Origin of the sequence: Glutamicibacter creatinolyticus (genome assembly GCF_006094275.1) — a bacterium.
GTDB classification, from domain to species: Bacteria; Actinomycetota; Actinomycetes; order Actinomycetales; family Micrococcaceae; genus Glutamicibacter; species Glutamicibacter creatinolyticus.
The window spans coordinates 374,724-390,588 of record NZ_CP034412.1 but is presented as its reverse complement, the minus strand read 5'-3'; the positions used below and the strand labels follow the sequence as shown (position 1 = coordinate 390,588).

The 15,865-nt window shown below is 67.7% G+C and carries 18 protein-coding genes; 6 read left to right on the top strand and 12 right to left on the bottom strand.

Features of this window, described 5'->3' with window-relative positions; all coding sequences use genetic code 11:
• Positions 1 to 11: 11 nt before the first annotated feature.
• Genes GcLGCM259_RS01860 through modA form a run of 3 tightly spaced genes read right to left on the bottom strand, consistent with a single transcriptional unit; the run spans position 12 to position 2,380 of the window.
• Complete coding sequence (locus GcLGCM259_RS01860; RefSeq protein WP_138925594.1) at positions 12 to 770, bottom strand: ABC transporter ATP-binding protein; 759 nt, start codon at positions 768 to 770, stop codon at positions 12 to 14.
• Positions 767 to 1,576 carry an ABC transporter permease gene (locus GcLGCM259_RS01855; protein WP_138925593.1) on the bottom strand — a complete coding sequence of 270 codons (810 nt, stop codon included), beginning with the start codon at positions 1,574 to 1,576 and terminating at the stop codon, positions 767 to 769. The genes GcLGCM259_RS01860 and GcLGCM259_RS01855 overlap by 4 nt, the downstream gene beginning before the upstream one ends.
• 3 nt (positions 1,577 to 1,579) lie before the next feature.
• Positions 1,580 to 2,380 (bottom strand): molybdate ABC transporter substrate-binding protein, encoded by an 801-nt coding sequence (modA, locus tag GcLGCM259_RS01850; protein ID WP_138925592.1) that lies wholly within the window; start codon positions 2,378 to 2,380, stop codon positions 1,580 to 1,582.
• 240 nt (positions 2,381 to 2,620) lie between these two features.
• On the opposite strand from modA, the gene moaA reads away from it, so the two are divergent.
• Complete coding sequence (gene moaA / locus GcLGCM259_RS01845; protein ID WP_246049691.1) at positions 2,621 to 3,664, top strand: GTP 3',8-cyclase MoaA; 1,044 nt, start codon at positions 2,621 to 2,623, stop codon at positions 3,662 to 3,664.
• Here moaA and GcLGCM259_RS01840 read toward each other — a convergent pair whose 3' ends face one another.
• Positions 3,665 to 4,213 (bottom strand): DinB family protein, encoded by a 549-nt coding sequence (locus GcLGCM259_RS01840; protein WP_138925591.1) that lies wholly within the window; start codon positions 4,211 to 4,213, stop codon positions 3,665 to 3,667.
• A gap of 91 nt (positions 4,214 to 4,304) precedes the next feature.
• On the opposite strand from GcLGCM259_RS01840, the gene GcLGCM259_RS01835 reads away from it, so the two are divergent.
• On the top strand, positions 4,305 to 5,261 hold the full coding sequence (locus tag GcLGCM259_RS01835; RefSeq protein ID WP_138925590.1) for a helix-turn-helix transcriptional regulator: 957 nt from the start codon (positions 4,305 to 4,307) through the stop codon (positions 5,259 to 5,261).
• Between the two features lie 360 nt (positions 5,262 to 5,621).
• On the opposite strand, the gene GcLGCM259_RS01830 is transcribed toward GcLGCM259_RS01835, so the two are convergent.
• Both GcLGCM259_RS01830 and GcLGCM259_RS01825 read right to left on the bottom strand, forming a co-directional pair.
• Complete coding sequence (locus GcLGCM259_RS01830) at positions 5,622 to 6,029, bottom strand: molybdenum cofactor biosynthesis protein MoaE (RefSeq protein WP_138175028.1); 408 nt, start codon at positions 6,027 to 6,029, stop codon at positions 5,622 to 5,624.
• A gap of 22 nt (positions 6,030 to 6,051) precedes the next feature.
• A complete protein-coding gene (locus GcLGCM259_RS01825) occupies positions 6,052 to 7,221 on the bottom strand; it encodes a ThiF family adenylyltransferase (RefSeq protein ID WP_138925589.1) in 1,170 nt (389 codons plus the stop codon).
• A gap of 53 nt (positions 7,222 to 7,274) precedes the next feature.
• Between GcLGCM259_RS01825 and GcLGCM259_RS01820 the strand changes: the two genes are divergently transcribed.
• From GcLGCM259_RS01820 to GcLGCM259_RS01805, 4 genes are read left to right on the top strand one after another with little or no spacing between them, the layout of a single operon-like run.
• A complete protein-coding gene (locus GcLGCM259_RS01820; RefSeq protein ID WP_138175032.1) occupies positions 7,275 to 7,526 on the top strand; it encodes a MoaD/ThiS family protein in 252 nt (83 codons plus the stop codon).
• 3 nt (positions 7,527 to 7,529) lie between these two features.
• The gene (locus GcLGCM259_RS01815) at positions 7,530 to 8,762 is read left to right on the top strand and encodes a molybdopterin molybdotransferase MoeA (RefSeq protein ID WP_138925588.1); all 1,233 of its coding nucleotides are present in this window, start codon (positions 7,530 to 7,532) and stop codon (positions 8,760 to 8,762) included.
• A complete protein-coding gene (gene moaC, locus GcLGCM259_RS01810; protein ID WP_138925587.1) occupies positions 8,755 to 9,273 on the top strand; it encodes a cyclic pyranopterin monophosphate synthase MoaC in 519 nt (172 codons plus the stop codon). The genes GcLGCM259_RS01815 and moaC overlap by 8 nt, the downstream gene beginning before the upstream one ends.
• Positions 9,266 to 9,769 (top strand): molybdopterin-binding protein, encoded by a 504-nt coding sequence (locus GcLGCM259_RS01805; RefSeq protein ID WP_246049690.1) that lies wholly within the window; start codon positions 9,266 to 9,268, stop codon positions 9,767 to 9,769. Before moaC ends, GcLGCM259_RS01805 begins: the two co-directional genes overlap by 8 nt.
• Positions 9,770 to 9,876: 107 nt before the next feature.
• Here the strand turns inward: GcLGCM259_RS01805 and GcLGCM259_RS01800 are convergent, their stop codons facing one another.
• The 6 genes from GcLGCM259_RS01800 to GcLGCM259_RS01775 all read right to left on the bottom strand — a co-directional run bounded on the left by GcLGCM259_RS01800 (position 9,877) and on the right by GcLGCM259_RS01775 (position 15,779).
• Entirely contained in the window at positions 9,877 to 10,527 is a 651-nt protein-coding gene (locus tag GcLGCM259_RS01800; protein ID WP_138175046.1) for a hypothetical protein, read from the bottom strand.
• Between the two features lie 377 nt (positions 10,528 to 10,904).
• Positions 10,905 to 12,110: a glycerophosphodiester phosphodiesterase family protein gene (locus GcLGCM259_RS01795; RefSeq protein WP_246049689.1), complete on the bottom strand. Its 1,206-nt coding sequence runs from the start codon at positions 12,108 to 12,110 to the stop codon at positions 10,905 to 10,907.
• A 127-nt stretch (positions 12,111 to 12,237) separates the two neighbouring features.
• Entirely contained in the window at positions 12,238 to 13,035 is a 798-nt protein-coding gene (locus GcLGCM259_RS01790; RefSeq protein WP_246049688.1) for an IclR family transcriptional regulator domain-containing protein, read from the bottom strand.
• A gap of 149 nt (positions 13,036 to 13,184) precedes the next feature.
• Positions 13,185 to 13,841, bottom strand: coding sequence for a 3-oxoacid CoA-transferase subunit B (locus tag GcLGCM259_RS01785; protein ID WP_138925584.1), 657 nt, complete (start codon positions 13,839 to 13,841; stop codon positions 13,185 to 13,187).
• Positions 13,841 to 14,512 carry a 3-oxoacid CoA-transferase subunit A gene (locus GcLGCM259_RS01780; protein ID WP_138925583.1) on the bottom strand — a complete coding sequence of 224 codons (672 nt, stop codon included), beginning with the start codon at positions 14,510 to 14,512 and terminating at the stop codon, positions 13,841 to 13,843. The genes GcLGCM259_RS01785 and GcLGCM259_RS01780 overlap by 1 nt, the downstream gene beginning before the upstream one ends.
• A 55-nt stretch (positions 14,513 to 14,567) precedes the next feature.
• The gene (locus GcLGCM259_RS01775; RefSeq protein WP_138925582.1) at positions 14,568 to 15,779 is read right to left on the bottom strand and encodes a thiolase family protein; all 1,212 of its coding nucleotides are present in this window, start codon (positions 15,777 to 15,779) and stop codon (positions 14,568 to 14,570) included.
• Positions 15,780 to 15,865 lie beyond the last annotated feature (86 nt).

The window sequence follows — 15,865 nt, the reverse complement described above, 5'->3', positions numbered from 1 at the left end:
AGCCCGGGACCCTAGCCGGGTTCGCCGGCGGTCCCGAAGACGCCCTTGGCCGGCACGGTCGCGGCCACGGCGCGCACGAAACGGGTCGCCGGGGCGCTGAGCACCTCGGCCACCGGGCCGCGCTGGACCACCACCCCGTGCTCGATGACCGCCAGCTGCCCGGCCAGGGCAATCGCGTCCGCCGCCGAATGGGAAATCACGATCGAGGTCATCCCGGTGCGCTGCAGTTCGGTGCGCAGCAGCTCGCGCATGTCCGCGGCGGCCTCCACGTCCAGTGACGCGAACGGCTCATCGACCAGCAGCATCTTCGGCCCGGCCGCCAGGGCGCGGGCCAGGGCGATGCGCTGGCGCTGACCGCCGGACAGGGCCGCCGGACGCTGCCCTGCCAGGGCCTGGAAGCCCAGCCGTTCCAGCCACCCTTGGGCGACCTGCCGGGCCTGGCGCTTGTCCTTGCCGCCGGCCCGCGCCCCGAAGGCGATGTTGCTGGCCGCATCCAGGTGCGGAAACAGCCGCGGGTCCTGGCCCAGCAGCCCAATGCCGCGCCGGTGCGGGGGCAGGTGCACCCCCGGGGCGGCCAGCCGCTGCCCGTCCAGGGTGATCTGCCCGCCACTGATCTGCTCGATCCCGGCCAGCGCGTGCACGATCGTGGACTTGCCCGCCCCGCTGGGGCCCATCAGGGCCAGCGCCTGGCCCCGGTCCAGCTCCAGGTCGATGGAAACCTCAAACCCGGAGCGCGGCACCGTGAACCGGGCCGTGAGCATCGGGCTCATTTCAGGGCCCCGGGACGCCAGGCCCGCACACAGACCAGCACCAGCACGGCGGTGGCCAGCAGCAGCAGGGACAGCGCCACCGCGGATTCCCGCCCGGTCCCGGCACCGTTGAACGCCGTGTAGATGGCCAGCGGCATCGTCTGGGTCACCCCCGGCGCGTTGCCGGCGAACAGGGCCGTGGCCCCGAACTCGCCAATCGCCCGGGCAAAGCACAGGATTACCCCGGCCACCAGGCCCGGGGCCGCCAAGGGCAGGGTCACCCGGGTGAGCACCATCCAGCGCCCGGCCCCCAGGGTGGCGGCGGCCTGCTCGTACCCGGCCCCGGCCGAACGCAGCGCCCCCTCCACGGAGAGCACCAGGAACGGCAGCGCCACAAACGCCTGGGCGATCACCACCGCCGTGGTGGAAAACGGGAGCGTGACCCCCCACAACGACTCAATGAACTGGCCCACCGGGCTGGTGCGGCCAAAGAGGAAGAGCAGCGCCACGCCCCCGACCATCGGCGGCAGCACCAGCGGCACCGCCACCACGGCGCGCAGCAGCTGGGCGGTGCGCGGTGAACTGCGGGCAATCACCAGGGCCAGGGGGATCCCCAGCACCACGCACAGCGCGGTGGCCGCCACCCCCGTGCGCAGCGACAGCCCCAGCGCCTGCAGCGCACTGGGGCTGGTCACATCCGCCCACAGGGTTCCCCAGGAGGCCCGGCCCACCAGGGCCAGCAGCGGCAGCACCAGCAGCCCCACCCCCAGGATGGCCGGCAGCACCGCGGCAACGGGTGCGCGCACCCCCACATCGGCCTGGCCCATGCCCTAGCCTTCGGCTCCGGCGCCGGCGTTGCCGAACCCGTGCTCAACCAGCACTTCCTGGCCCTCGGCGCCAAGTACGTAGTCCACGAACTGCTGGGCGGCCTCGGCCTGCTGCTGGAACTGGGAGGTGCTGAGCACGGAAATCGGGTAGGAGTTCACGACCTCCTGCGCCCCGTCGGGCACAATGCTGTCCACGCTGTCATCGCCCACCACATCGGTGCGGTACACCAACCCGGCGTCGGCTTCCCCGGCCGAGACCTTCTGCAGGACCGCGCTCACGTTCTGTTCCATGCTGGCCGGTTCCACCTGCACCCCGGCACCATCCAGCAGCTTCTGCGAGGCCCCGCCGCACGGGACCTGGGGTGCGCACAGCACCGTGGTCACCCGGGACAGATCCGCCAGGGACTGTACGTGGGCCGGGTTTCCGGCCGGGACCGCGATCACCAGGGTGTTGGTGGCGAAGATGACCGGGTCCTTGGCCAGGCCCGCATCGCTCACGGTGTCCATGTTGCGTTCATCGGCGGAGGCGAAGACGTCCACCGGGGCTCCCTCCACGATCTGGGTGGCCAGGGTGGAGGAGCCGTCATAGGAAATGTGCTTCACCTTGATCTGCGGGTGTTCTTCCTGGAAGTCCTTGGCGATCTCATCGAAGGAGCGTTGCAGGGAGGCGGCCGCGGAGATGGTGATCTGGGTGTGGCCTTCATCCTGCGCAGCCGGCGAATCGGCGGGCTGATCCGCGGTGGAGCATCCGGTCAGGCCCAGCCCCGTCAGTGCCAGCAGTGCCAGTGTTCCGCGGATGCGCATACCCACTCCTTGATCGTGAACGGTTGCCGCCATGCTATCGCCTGCGCCCAGTGCGCCAAAGTGTGACCTGAGAAGCGCGGCTCGGGCCGCGGGCAGGGCGGGGCGAGCTGACCGGCGGCTGCGGATTCTGCCCGGTGCTTGCCCCGTGAGCCCTACAGCGCGCAGACTGGCTGTCGTAAGCTGAAGGTGGCGGCGCCGCGATCTGCTATCGTGGCGGCACCGACTAGTCAGGAGGTTGGCGTGGCAGACAAGCCCGCATTCGTACCGTTGGGTGATGCCCGGGGCCGGCCCCTGCGGGATTTGCGGATTTCGGTGACCGACCGCTGCAACTTCCGCTGCGTGTACTGCATGCCCAAGGAAATCTTTGGGCGCGACTTCCAGTTCCGGGAGCGTTCCGAACTGCTCAGCTTTGAGGAGATCGAGCGCCTGGCCCGGGTGTCGGTGGGTTTGGGCGTGCACAAGCTGCGCCTGACCGGCGGCGAGCCGCTGCTGCGCCGGGGCATCGAGGAGCTGATCCAAATGCTCGCCGCATTGCGCACCCCGGACGGTGAACCGGTGGACCTGGCCTTGACCACCAACGGCTCCGCCTTGCCGGTCAAGGCCGCCGCACTGAAGGCTGCCGGGCTGAACCGGGTGACGATTTCCCTGGACTCACTGATTGAAGAGCGCTTCCAGGCGATCAACGATGTGAAGTTCCCGGTCTCCCGGGTGCTGCAGGCCATTGACGCCGCGGCCGAGGCCGGGCTGGGACCGGTGAAGATCAACACGGTGCTCAAGCGCGGGGTCAACGACGACGAAATCCTGGACCTGGTCGAACACTTCCGCGGCACCGGGCACATACTGCGCTTCATCGAGTACATGGATGTGGGCAGCACCAACGGCTGGCGGCTGGATGACGTGGTCCCCTCCAGCGAGGTGATTTCCCGGATTCATGAGAAATACCCGCTGGAGCGGCTGGCCCGCACCGACCCCGGGGAGACCGCCAACCGCTGGCGCTTCACCGACGGGCAGGGGGAAATTGGCGTGATTTCCAGTGTCACCAATGCGTTCTGCGGCAACTGCACTCGCTCCCGGATCTCGGCCGAGGGCCAGATGTACACCTGCCTGTTCGCCACCGGCGGCACCGACCTGCGGGCCCTGCTGCGCGGCGGGGCCGACGATGAGCAGCTGGCTGTGGCTCTGAGCGGACTGTGGCGGGTGCGCAATGACAACTACTCGGAACTGCGCGCGGCACTGACCCCCGGCAACCGCCGACGCATCGAGATGTCCTACATCGGCGGTTAGCTAGCCCATGGTCTTCTGGCCATCCAGCGCCTCGCGGATGATGTCCGCATGCCCGGCGTGCTGGGTGGTTTCGCCGATGATGTGCAGCAGCGTGCGGCGCACCGACCAATGGGTGTCCACAAACCACGGCGCCCGGGGCAGTTCGTGGACCGTGTCCAGGTCGATTTCCGCCAGCAGCGCGTCGGTTTCTTCGCCGATGTGGGCGTACTTCTCCAGCAGCCCGGGCAGCGTCTCGCCGGGCTGCATGCTGAACTCGGCTTTCAAGGCCTGCAGCGCCTCGGCCGGCATGTTGTAGAAGTCCACTCCGTCCCAGTCCATGGCGGCCTTGCCCCTGATCATGAACTGCTGCCACTGCAGTTCCACGGCGCTTACGTGCTTGATCAGTCCCCCGACGGTTAGTTCGCTGACGGTGGCGCGGGTTGCGGCCTGTTCGTCGCTCAGGTTCTGAGCGGTGAAGCGCAGGAAGTGGCGGGCGTTGGCCAGCGCCCGGTGCAGGTCGGCCCGCTCGCCGCTCAGCGTGGTGTTGACGGCTTTCATGGTGGTGCTCATGGCATTGCTCCTCATTCTCGGTGTGCCGGATAAAACCACCCTAGGAGCCATAGGTGTCTATTTCTGTCCTAAATCGAGGCAGAATGTGGGCATGAGTACAAGCCAACGTTCGCTGCGCCTGCTCTCCCTGCTGCAGACCCGGCGCTACTGGTCTGGACAGGAACTGGCACAGCGTCTGCAGGTCTCGTTGCGCACCCTGCGCCGCGACGTGGATCAGCTGCGGGAACTGGGCTACCCGGTACAGGCTGAACGCGGTGTGGGCGGCGGCTACCAGCTCGCCGCCGGAGCCGCGCTGCCGCCGCTGGTGCTCGACGACGAGGAAGCCGTAGCGCTGGTCATCGGCCTGCAGTCCACCGTCCACGGCGGGGAGAACACGCTGGCTGAGGCGGGACTGCGTGCCCTGTCCAAGGTGGTTCCGGTGCTTCCGACGCGGCTGCGGCAACGGGCCCAGGCCCTGACTTCGAGCACCGTTGCGCTAACTACCCAATATTCCGCGCCGGAGCCGGTAGACCCGCAGGTGCTGGTGGTCTTCGCCCAGGGATGCCGCGACCGTGAACGTGTGGCTTTCGACTACCGCGATGCCCAGGGCATCGCCACTTCGCGCCGGGTGGAGCCGGTCAATCTGGTCAATGTGGGAAACCGCTACTATCTGGTGGCCTACGATGTGGACCGTGCGGATTGGCGCAGTTTCCGGGTGGACCGGGCCGAAAACGCCCAACCCCGGGCGCTGCGCTTCGCGCCGCGGCGGATTCCAGGTGGCGACGCGGCGCAGTTCGTGCGGGCCGGGCTAAGCGGGTCCGGGCATCCACACATCAGCGCACGGGTTCAGGCAAGCGCCGCGCAGCTGGCCCCGCGTGTGGGGCGCTGGTTTGAGATTGAGCCGTTGGATGAGCACAGCAGCATGTTGCGCACCCAGAACGCAGACCTGCGCTGGGCCGCCTTTGGATTGGCGTTGTGCGAGGCCCCGGTCAGCGAGGTGCAGCCGCCGAAGCTGCGTGAGCTGCTCGCGACGTGGTCCGCCAACCTGACATCGCGGCCCGACTCGTAGAGCGAGGCCGGCCGATCTGAGCAGCCACGGGAACCCGATCTACCGGCAGTGAACCGAAGATAGCGATGGCTGGGGTGAACGCGGCGTCGTGGAGGCACGGGGCTGCGACCAACGACCCCCAGATCAAAAGATCAACCGCGGCAACCGGGCCCGCGTTTGTCTGGCCCGGTGGTGCTTCCCGCTGGACCCACGCCCTGACGCACCAGCTGGGGATGCTTGCCATGCCGCGCAGCCAGCGATCACGGACAACAAAATTACCGCCCGCGTGGTCGAGGGATTCATCCCAACTCTTGCACGTCCCGGTGTTTCAGGGTCCGGGCATCGCCCTTCAACAAGCCCTGCACGAGCCGAGCATTGAGACTAGAGCCCCACCCATTCGGAGGATCCCGAAGTGAAGTGCTGACGCTTCCAGATGGGCACCTCCGCCTTGATGCGCTCCACCAGATTCTCGATGGCTTCGAAGGCCTCGCGCCGGTGCGCGGCCGCGGATGCCGCAACCAGTGCGGCATCCCCGATGGTCAGGGCCCCGACCCGGTGCACGGCTGCCAGCCGCAACCCGGTGCGGGCCTCCTCCTCGGCCAGGATCTTCTCCAGGAATTCCTGCGCCTGCGGGTGATGCGAGTAGTCCAGCGAGTTCACCGCCTGGCCGCCGTCGTGGTTGCGGATGATCCCGTGGAACAGCACCACGGCTCCGGCGGTGTCCGATTGCACGCCCTGCCTGACGGCGTCCTCATCGATGGGCTGGTCGGTGATCAGTGCGTAGCTCACGTAGCTCCTCTGCTTAGGACTCTTATGACTGCTGGTGCAGCGCGGATTCGGTCAGGTCGGGGGCCAGCTGCGCGACCGCTGGGGCGCCACCGGGCACATAGGAGGCGGTGATGCCGCGCCCGGCCAGCAGCTGCGCGGCACGCAGGGCCCGCGGACCCCTGGCGCAGTAGACCACCAGGGTTTCGGGCAGCGCCGGCAGCTGCGAGCCCGCGTCGATGGCCGCCTCCAGCTGCGGCAGCGGCAGGTGATGGGAGCCGCGCAGGTTCAGCGCGGCGCGTTCCTGCGGGTTGCGCACATCCAGCAGGAACGGGGGTTCTTGCGAAGCCAGCGCAGCCACCAGCGCCTCGGGGGCCAGCTGCTTGGGCTGCGGCAGGTTGCCGGCACAGAACAGCTCATAGTCGATCAGCTCGGTCACCGGTGGCGCGGTGGGATCCGGCGCGTACTCCAGGGTGCGCGTGCTTGCGCCCAACGCATCGTAGATCAGCACCCGGCCCACCAGCGGATCGCCGATCCCGGTGATCAGCTTCAGCGCCTCGGTGGCCAGCAGCGAGCCGATGGTTCCGCACAGTCCGGGCAGCACACCCCCGGTGGCACAGTCGGCCACGGTGCCCGGGGCCGGCGGGAGAGGGAACAGGTCGCGGTAGCCCGGTCCGTGTTCGTGCCAGGCCACGGACACCTGACCGTGGTGCTGCAGGATCGAGCCCCACACCAGCGGGATGCCGGTCAGCTGGGCGGCGTCGTTGCTCAGGTAGCGGGTCGGGAAGTTGTCGCTGCCATCGATCACCAGGTCGTAGCCGGAGAAGATCTCCAACGCGTCCGCGGAGGTCAACCGCAGGTGGTGTTCGATGATCCGCACCCCGGGGTCCAGGGCGCGCGCGGCGGCGGCCAGCGAGGCGGTTTTGGGCAGCCCGATGTTGGCGGTGGTGTGGGTGATCTGGCGGTGCAGGTTGGACAGCTCCACCACGTCGTCATCCACGATGCCCACGGTGCCCACCCCGGCACCGACCAGGTACGGGATGCAGGCGCTGCCCAGTCCCCCGGCCCCGATCACCAGCACGCGGGCGGCGGCCAGGCGGCGCTGGGACGCCTCCCCGAATCCGGGCAGGGACAGCTGGCGCTGGGCCCGGGCCAGCTGCTCGTCGCTCAGCGCAGGGGCCGGGTCGACCAGGGGCTTAAACGCACGATCACTCATAGTCGGATCCTACGCGCCCGGCCGCGCCGGAGGATAGGCGATAGCATGAAGTCATGTCGCAGATTACGATACGCTACTTCGCCGCGGCGGCGGCCGCGGCGGGCACCGAGCAGGAGCGCTGGGCGCGCCCCGATTCACTGTCCCAGCTGCGCACCGAGCTGGCCGGCGCTTATGGCGATGCCATGGCCCAGGTCCTGCGGGCGGGCAGCTTCCTGATCAACGGGGTGGTCCGGCGCGATGACGGTGAGCTGGGCGATGACGCCGACCTGACCGTGGACGTGCTGCCTCCCTTCGCCGGCGGATAGCCCATGAGCTGCACCCTGGAAACCCACCGCGCGGAAATCGCGGCGCTGCTGGATCCGGTGATCGCGGCGTTGGGCACCCAGACGCTGGGCGTCGACGCCGCCGATCTGCCCGGACGCGTCACCGCGGCCCGCATCACCGCGCCCCTGCCCATTCCCGCCTTCACCAATTCGCAGATGGACGGGTTCGCCGCCCGCAGCGCGGAGCTGGCCGGCGCGAGCACCGAGCACCCGGTGCAGCTGCCGCTGGGGGTGACCGCCGCGGCCGGGGACCGGCAAATCGAACTGCTGCCCGGCACCGTGTCCCCGGTGATGACCGGAGCTGTGATCCCCTCCGGGGCGGACACCGTCATTCCGGTGGAGGCCACTATGCAGGGCGCTTTCGGTCCGCTGGTGCGCCGGGGCGAGGGCGAGCCGAGCGGGGTGGCGACCTTCACGCAGCCCGCGGAGCCCGGGCGCTTCATCCGGCCGCTCGGCCAGGACCTGCAGGCCGGTGCCGTGGTCGCGGAGGCCGGCACCCGGCTGACACCCACCCTGATCGGGGCGCTGGCGGCCAGTGGCGTGCGCGGGGTTCCGGTGCGCACACGGCTGCGGGTGCTGGTGTGCACCACCGGCAATGAGCTGATGGGCGGGACCGCCGAGTCCGGGCGGATCCCCGATTCAAATTCACCGATGCTCGCGGCGGTGCTGCGCGGCTATGGCGCCCAGGTGGAGGTTCTGCGGCTGCCCGATGATGCGTCGGCGCTGACCCGCGAACTGGCCAAGCAGGCGCGGGAGGTGGATCTCATCCTCACGGTGGGCGGCATCAGCGCCGGGGCCTACGAGGTGGTGCGCGAGGCGCTGGCCCCCTCCGGCGGCAGTTTCCACCATGTGGCCCTGCAACCCGGTGGTCCGCAGGGCTTCGCGCTGCTGGAGGGCACCCCGGTGCTCTGCTTCCCGGGCAACCCGGTCAGCGCGCTGCTCTCGCTGGAACTGTTCCTGGCCCCCAGCCTGCGTCGCCTGGCCGCAGTGGCCGAGCCCGTCCCCGAACAGTACGCCCTGGCCAACGAGGTGCATTCCCCGGGCGACAAGCACCAGGTGCGCCGCGGACTGCTCAACGACGGGCAGGTCACCGTATTGGATCCCGGCTCCCACCTGATTCACGACCTGGCACGGGCCGATGTGCTCGTGCACCTTCCCGTCGGTGTCGCCCACCTTCCGGCCGGCACCAAGGTAGACACTTGGAGATTCCATGACTGACTCAAACGCCCCACACGCAGCTGATTCGAACCCGTCCGGCGAGCAGCAGCTGACCCACCTGCGCGCCGATGGCAGCGCGGCCATGGTTGATGTCAGCGACAAGCAGGTCACCAAGCGGGTGGCCACCGCGGAAGCCGTGTTCGTCACCCGCCCGGACGTGGTGCAGATGCTGATGAGCGGCAACTTGCCCAAGGGTGAGGCGCTGGGCACGGCCCGCATCGCCGGGATCATGGCGGCTAAACGCACCTGGGAGCTGGTGCCGTTGTGCCACCCGCTGCCGATTTCGAAGGTGTCGGTGGACTTCACTGCCGAGGAGTCGGCGGTGCGGGTGAGCGCGCAGGTGACCACCAAGGGGGTCACCGGGGTGGAGATGGAGGCGTTGACCGCCGCCAGCGTCGCCGCGCTGACCCTCTATGACATGGTCAAGGCCGTGGACAAGCACGCCGAGGTCACCGGCATCCGGGTACTGGCCAAATCCGGCGGAAAATCCGGGGACTGGGCCCGTGACTGATGCAGCCGCCGCCGTGCGCCGCGCCGGGGTGCTGGTGGCCTCCACCAGCGCAGCCGCCGGGACGAACCCGGACCGCACCGGGCCGGTGATCAGCCAGTGGCTGCAACAGCGCGGCTTCACCGTGGATCTTCGTATTACCGCCGACGGGCCGGAGGTCGGTGTCGGACTGCGCCAGCTGCTGGCGGGTGAACCCCGGCTCATCCTGACCACCGGCGGCACCGGGGTCTCCCCCACCGATCTCACCCCCGAGCAGACGGCGCCGCTGCTGCAGGTGCAGCTGCCCGGAGTCATTGAGGCCATTCGCCGTCGCGGTGAAGCGGTGACCCCGCTGTCCGTCCTCACCCGCGGGGTCGCCGGTTTCGCCGGCTCCTGCCTGATCGTGAACCTGCCTGGCTCCACCGGAGGAGTGCGTGACGGCTTGGCGGTTCTGGACCCGCTGCTGGAACACCTGCTCGAACAGCGCATCACCGGCGGCGGACACGGCCCGCGACACTGACGCGCACAATCTAGCGGCAGCATCGGGCACCTGATCGACCTCAGGTTCGGATGGCGGCAAGGAGTCACCTACATCCGAGAAGGCAACGGGCAGATCCGGCGAATAGCTTACTGGTTGGCCTGCGGACCGCCGCTGCTCCAGTCGTAGCCGCTTTCGGTCACCACAATCTTCCACGGTCCGTCGGGGACATCGACTTCATCGACGAACCGCCACGAGACCCCGGCCTGGGTTCCGTTCAGCGCATCAAAGCCCAGACATCCAACGACTGCCGGGGAAACATCCATTCCGGCCCCGTTGAACTCGGAGTTCTTCGGGCGTTCGTTGTTCTCCCCGAAAACATACTCAAAGTCGTCGTAGACGACAGGGCCCGCATCGGCGATCTGGGCGAAACAGGTCTTGCCCCGAAAGCTCAATTCAACCCAGCGGTTCTTCATGTAGGAGAAATTCTTGTTCTCCAGATTTCCGGCATAGCCGAAGTCGTTGGCCCACGGGATCAGGTGGCGCTGCGAGAACGCCTTCTCGTTGGTCACGTCATTGAACGGCAGGTCCAGGTAGAAGGGGTTCTGCTGGGGTGTCATGTGCTTCGGGAAATAGTTGTTGGCCGCCTCACGAACCTCCGTGTTGCAGACGCCGTCTTCGACCACGCCGTCACATCCGCCGTAGCGCTCGTACCACCATCCGTCGTAGGCACTGATCATCTGCGAGCCGTCGTGGGCGTTCGGATCATGGATTTCCCCAACCCAGAAGGTGGTGGCCACCAGGCACAGATGCCAGGGAAAGCTTCGTCCCAACAGCGTTCGCGGGCCACGCCCGGTCGCGGCGCTCCACCAGTTGCCGGTAACGGTTCGAAGCTTGCATTTCAGTTCGTTTACGCCCAATGCTCCCCCTGCGACTTTGCCGTTCCAGTGCAGTGGCACAAGGTTCGGACCCCAATTTCCCCACCCTTAGTGAACCCGGTTTTCCCGGGGCGGGGCAAACCGTGTCGCAGGGCGCGCGTGTCGCGTGGTGGGGGCTTTCATCAGTTTTTCGCTCCCGGCACGCCCCTGCCCCTGCTGGCTTGGGAATCTGTGGGTCCCCCAAGCCGGCAGGGGCAGAAGCGGTGGATGGGATTGTGACGTTGGCGGATCCGGGCCGGCTAGTTGGCGAAGGTGTCCACGAGTTTGCCCTGCCCGTTCCACAACCCCAGCGAGTCACCACCGTTGTTCAGGATTGCGCTGCCCATATCGGCGTAGAAGGCATCCATGCTGTTGGTGCCGGGGCCAGGGTAGACGCGCAGCTGGCCTCCGGCGGGGATGGTGTAGCCGGCAGGAATCTGCAGCAGGTTATTGGCGGCATCGCGCAACAGATAGCCCGAGGCATCGACCGAACGGGGCCCGGGGTTGCTCAGCACCACGTGTTCACCGGTCTCGGGCTGCAGGTCATTGCCCGGCACGTCGTTGACCGATGAGTGGATCACCAAACCGGGCTTGCCCGGAAACGGGTCACGACCGGAGAAGTGCCGGGAGAGCTGGGCCGGGAAATCACCGGTAATGCGTTCCACGCCCAGCTGCCTGGCGGCATCGGCAGACTCGGTGGAGTTCACGGTGTAGACGCCCAGGCCGAGCCCGGCCCGCTTGACCCGTTCGGCACCGGCCGCATCCAGGGTCCGATAGCTGGTGCCGAAGGCGTCTGCGAATCGGGAGTAGCCTTCCAAGGTGGCGGCATCCGGCACGGTGCCGGCCAGCTGCTGCAACGGCACCTCGGGGGCCAGCTGCGCGAACCGCTGGTTGGATTCGGCGTCAAAGCCGAGCACTTCAATGCGCCCGGCATCGAGCAGCCGGGACCAGCTGCGCTCCTGCTCCAGCGCCTTGGCCACCACTTCTTCGACGCCCGGCGAATTCTTGGGCGACTTGATCTCAATGAAAACCCCGGTAGTGCCGGTAACGGCCTGCGGCACCTGGTCAAAGTGCGGGATGCGTTCCCCGGCGTAGGCCGCGGAGAAATAGGAGCCAGCATCCAGCTGCTGCAGCTCATCCCAGGTAAATGACGTGATCGGCTGATGCTCGCGGCCTGGGAACACCTGCTCGACATTCGTGGTGCGTGCCGGGGTGTCGTCATGGAAGACGAACGGGACGCCGTCGCGGCTGAGCTGCACGTCGATTTCGATGAATTCGGCACCGGACTGGCTGCCGGCTTTGATGGCGGGAAGCGTGTTTTCCGGAGCTACTCCGGCAGCTCCCCGGTGGCCGATGAGTAGGGGTTCGTCTTGTAAGTGGGGTGCCGGAGCGGCGGCGGCCGGCAGCCCCAGCCCGGCGAGCATGAGGGCTGAAAGCGCCCCAAGGCAAAGCGATCGAATGTTCACGTCAGCGGTTCTCCTGTGTTTCGAATACAACACCGCCTACTGTTTCGCGCTCGGGCAACAGCTCTGCGAAATGGACGTGAACTGAGCCTGAACCGAAGATATTCCGAGTCAGTACATCTCTTGATAACTAGCGCCGCGCGGCGAGCGCCTCCTCGACCTGGCCGGCCGCCCGCAGCAGCTGCGGGAGCACCCGCTGGGCCGCTTCCTGCGCATCGGCCGGGCTGTCGGGTCCCACGCTCATGGATACGTTCATGGCCGCCACGATGCTGCCGTCCTTGCTGAACACCGGAACAGCCACCGAGCGCAGTCCGACGGACAGCTCCTGGTCCACCAGGGCATACCCCCGTTCCCGGACCTTCTCCAGTTCCGCTTCCAGGGCCTTGGCGTCGGTGATGGTGCGCGGGGTCAGTGCAGCAGGAGTGTCCTGGAGGACCTGCTGCACGGTTTGCGCCGGCTGATGGGCCAGCAGCACCCGGCCCATGGAGGTGCTCAGCGCCGGGAAGCGGGTCCCCACAGAGATCCCCACCTGCATGATGGAGCGGGTGTGCACGCGGGCGATGTACATGATTTCACTGCCCTGCAGCACGGAGGCGGAGGCCGATTCCCCGACACTTGCGGAGAGCTCCTCCAGCACCGGTTCAATGAGTTGCGGCAGGGTGGCGCTGGACAGGTAGGCATACCCCAGCTGCAGCACCAGCGCGGTGAGCGCGAACTGCTTCCCGTCCGTGCGCACGTAGCCCAGCTCGGCCAGGGTGTGCAGGAATCGGCGCGCGGTGGCCCGGGACAGTCCGGTGCGTGCGGCGACCTCGGACAGCGTCATGGACGTGTGTTCGGCGTCGAAGCTGCGGATGACCTGCAGCCCGCGGGCCAGGGACTGCACCGAGGTCTTCGCCGACGTGCTGTTCTCGCTGTTCTCGCTGCTCAAGGCTCTCCTGATTGATGTGCTCCGCCCACGGGGTGCCGTGCTGCGGGGATGGTGAAGGGGCACGCGGCCTGGGATGGCGCGTGCCCCTCCTAATTTACTGGTTGTTGGCGAGCACCGCCTCCGCGGATGCCCGCGGCGGCCTGGCGCGTTTAGCCGCGGGCGAGTTCGACCGGCAGCTTGGCCTGAAGCTCCTCGAAGCTGATCCCGTGGGTGGAGCGCACGAACACCTGCCCCTGGCGCAGCTCAAAGACCGCGACCTCCGTATAGATTCGCGAGACGCAGCCGAGCCCGGTAACCGGATAGCTGAGCTGGTCCACCAGCTTGGAGTCTCCGTTCTTCGTAAACAGGCTCATCATGACCCAGGTCTGCTTGGCGCCGATGGCCAGGTCCATGGCGCCGCCAACGGCCGGGATCGCCCCTTCGGCTCCGGTGTGCCAGTTGGCCAGATCCCCGGCGGCCGAGACCTGGAAGGCCCCGAGCACACAGACATCCAGGTGCCCGCCGCGCATCATGGCGAAGGAGTCGGCGTGGTGGAAGAAGCTGGCTCCGGGCAGCTCGGTGACCGGAATCTTACCGGCGTTGATCAGGTCCTCGTCCACCTGCTCCCCGGTGGCCACCGGTCCCATGCCCAGCATTCCGTTCTCGGTGTGCAGGGTGACGCCCTGTTCGGCGGTGAGGAAGTTGGAAACGTTGGTGGGCTGGCCAATGCCAAGGTTGACGAAGGCACCGGCGGGGATGTCCGCGGCCACCATCTGGGCCATCGCATCGCGGGTCAGTTTTTCGTCGGTGTGCAGCAGCGTGCCCATCAGTTCTTCCCTCCCAGTGCCACCATGGTGTCCACGTAGATGCCCGGGGTCACCACGACCTCCGGGTCGATGCCGCCCACCGGCACGATCTCATCAACCTGGACAATGGCCTGCTTGGCGGCTGTGGCCATGATTGGTCCGAAGTTGCGCGCGGTCTTGCGGTAGACCAGGTTGCCGTGGGTGTCGGCCCGCAGCGCCTTGATCAGTGCGACATCGGCGTGGATCGGGGTCTCCAGGACATAACCGCGCCCGTCAATCATGCGCGTTTCCTTGCCCTCGGCCAGCAGCGTGCCGTAGCCGGTGGGGGTGAAGAATCCGCCGATCCCGGCGCCCGCCGCACGAATGCGTTCGGCCAGGTTTCCCTGCGGAACCAGTTCCAGCTCGATGTCCCCGGCCCGGTAGGCCTCATCGAAGTGCCAGGAATCGGATTGGCGGGGGAAGGAGCAGATGATCTTCTTTACCCGGCGTTCCTTGATCAGCAGGGCCAGGCCCGCGTCGGCCTGTCCGGCGTTGTTGTTCACCACGGTCAGGTTCGTGGCCCCGCCATCAAGCAGGGCGTCGATCAGTTCCATGGGTTGCCCGGCGTTGCCGAAGCCGCCGATCAGGACGGTGGAGCCGTCCTTCACTTGGGCCACGGCCTCGGCGGGCGAGGTGGCGATACGTGGTGCCATCAGTGTCTACCTCTCTGAGCGAAAATCCTTGGGGAGGGGCGAACCCCCGGTGTGGCTAGTTGGCGGCGTTGACGTTCTCGATGACCACGGCCAGGCCCTGGCCAACGCCAATGCAAATGGCCGCCAGGCCGTAGCGCTGCCCCGACTCCTGCAGCCGGCGGGCCAAGGTCCCCAGGATGCGCAGGCCCGAGGCGCCCAACGGGTGGCCGATGGCGATGGCCCCGCCCCAGGCGTTGACGATGCCCGGGTCAATGTCCCAGGCGCGCAGGCAGGCCAGCGACTGCGCCGCAAACGCCTCGTTCAGTTCCACCGCGGCGATGTCGTTCCACGACAGTCCAGCCTTGGACAGCGCCTTGTTGGCGGCCTCGACAGGGGCGAAGCCGAAGTACTGCGGGTCCAGGGCGTGGGCCGCATTGGAGATGATGCGGGCCAGCGGGTCCAACCCGAGCGCCTGTCCTCCGGCTTCCGAGCCAATGAAGGCTGCCGAGGCCCCGTCATTCATGGGTGAGGCATTCCCTGCGGTCACGGTTCCGGTTTCGGCCGGGCGGAACACGGTGCGCAGTCCGGAGAGGGTTTCCGCCGTCGAGTCCGGGCGGACGGTCTCGTCGCGGGTGACTTCGGTGCCCTTCTTGGACGCCGGGGGCACCGGCACGACAAGGTTGTCGTACTTGCCGGCCTGCCAGGCGGCGGCAGCCTGCTGGTGGGAGGTCGCCGCGAACTGGTCCTGGTCTTCGCGGCTGATCTGGTACTTTTCACGCAGCTGCTCGGTCGCTTCACCAAGCGAAACGGTCCATTCCCCACGCATGGACGGATTGACCAGGCGCCACCCCAGGGTTGTGTTGGCCAGTTCCAGGTTGTTCATGGGGAAGGGGCGCTCGGTCTTGGGCAGCACCCATGGCGCACGGCTCATGGACTCCACTCCCCCGACAAGCACCAGGTCCGCATCCCCCGTGGCGACCTCGCGGGAGGCGGCGATGGCCGCGTCCAGGGAGGAACCGCACAACCGGTTCATGGTGGTGCCGGGGATGGAGGTGGGCAGCCCGGCCAGCAGCGTGGCCATGCGCGCGACATTCCGGTTCTCCTCGCCGGCCCCGTTGGCGTTGCCGAAAATAACCTCATCGAGGGCGGAGACATCCAGCTGCGGCGCGCGGGCCACCAGTTCGCGGATCACGTGCGCGGCAAGATCATCCGGCCGGTGCCCTGACAGGCTCCCGCCCAGCTTGCCAAAAGGCGTACGGATCGCGTCATAGAGATAGGCCTGCTGCATTAAGTCACTGCTCCATTACCGTTCGATGTTCATACTGTGAACTTTCGTTCGTAAAACGAACAATATCAGCCCCAGCCCTCGCGCTC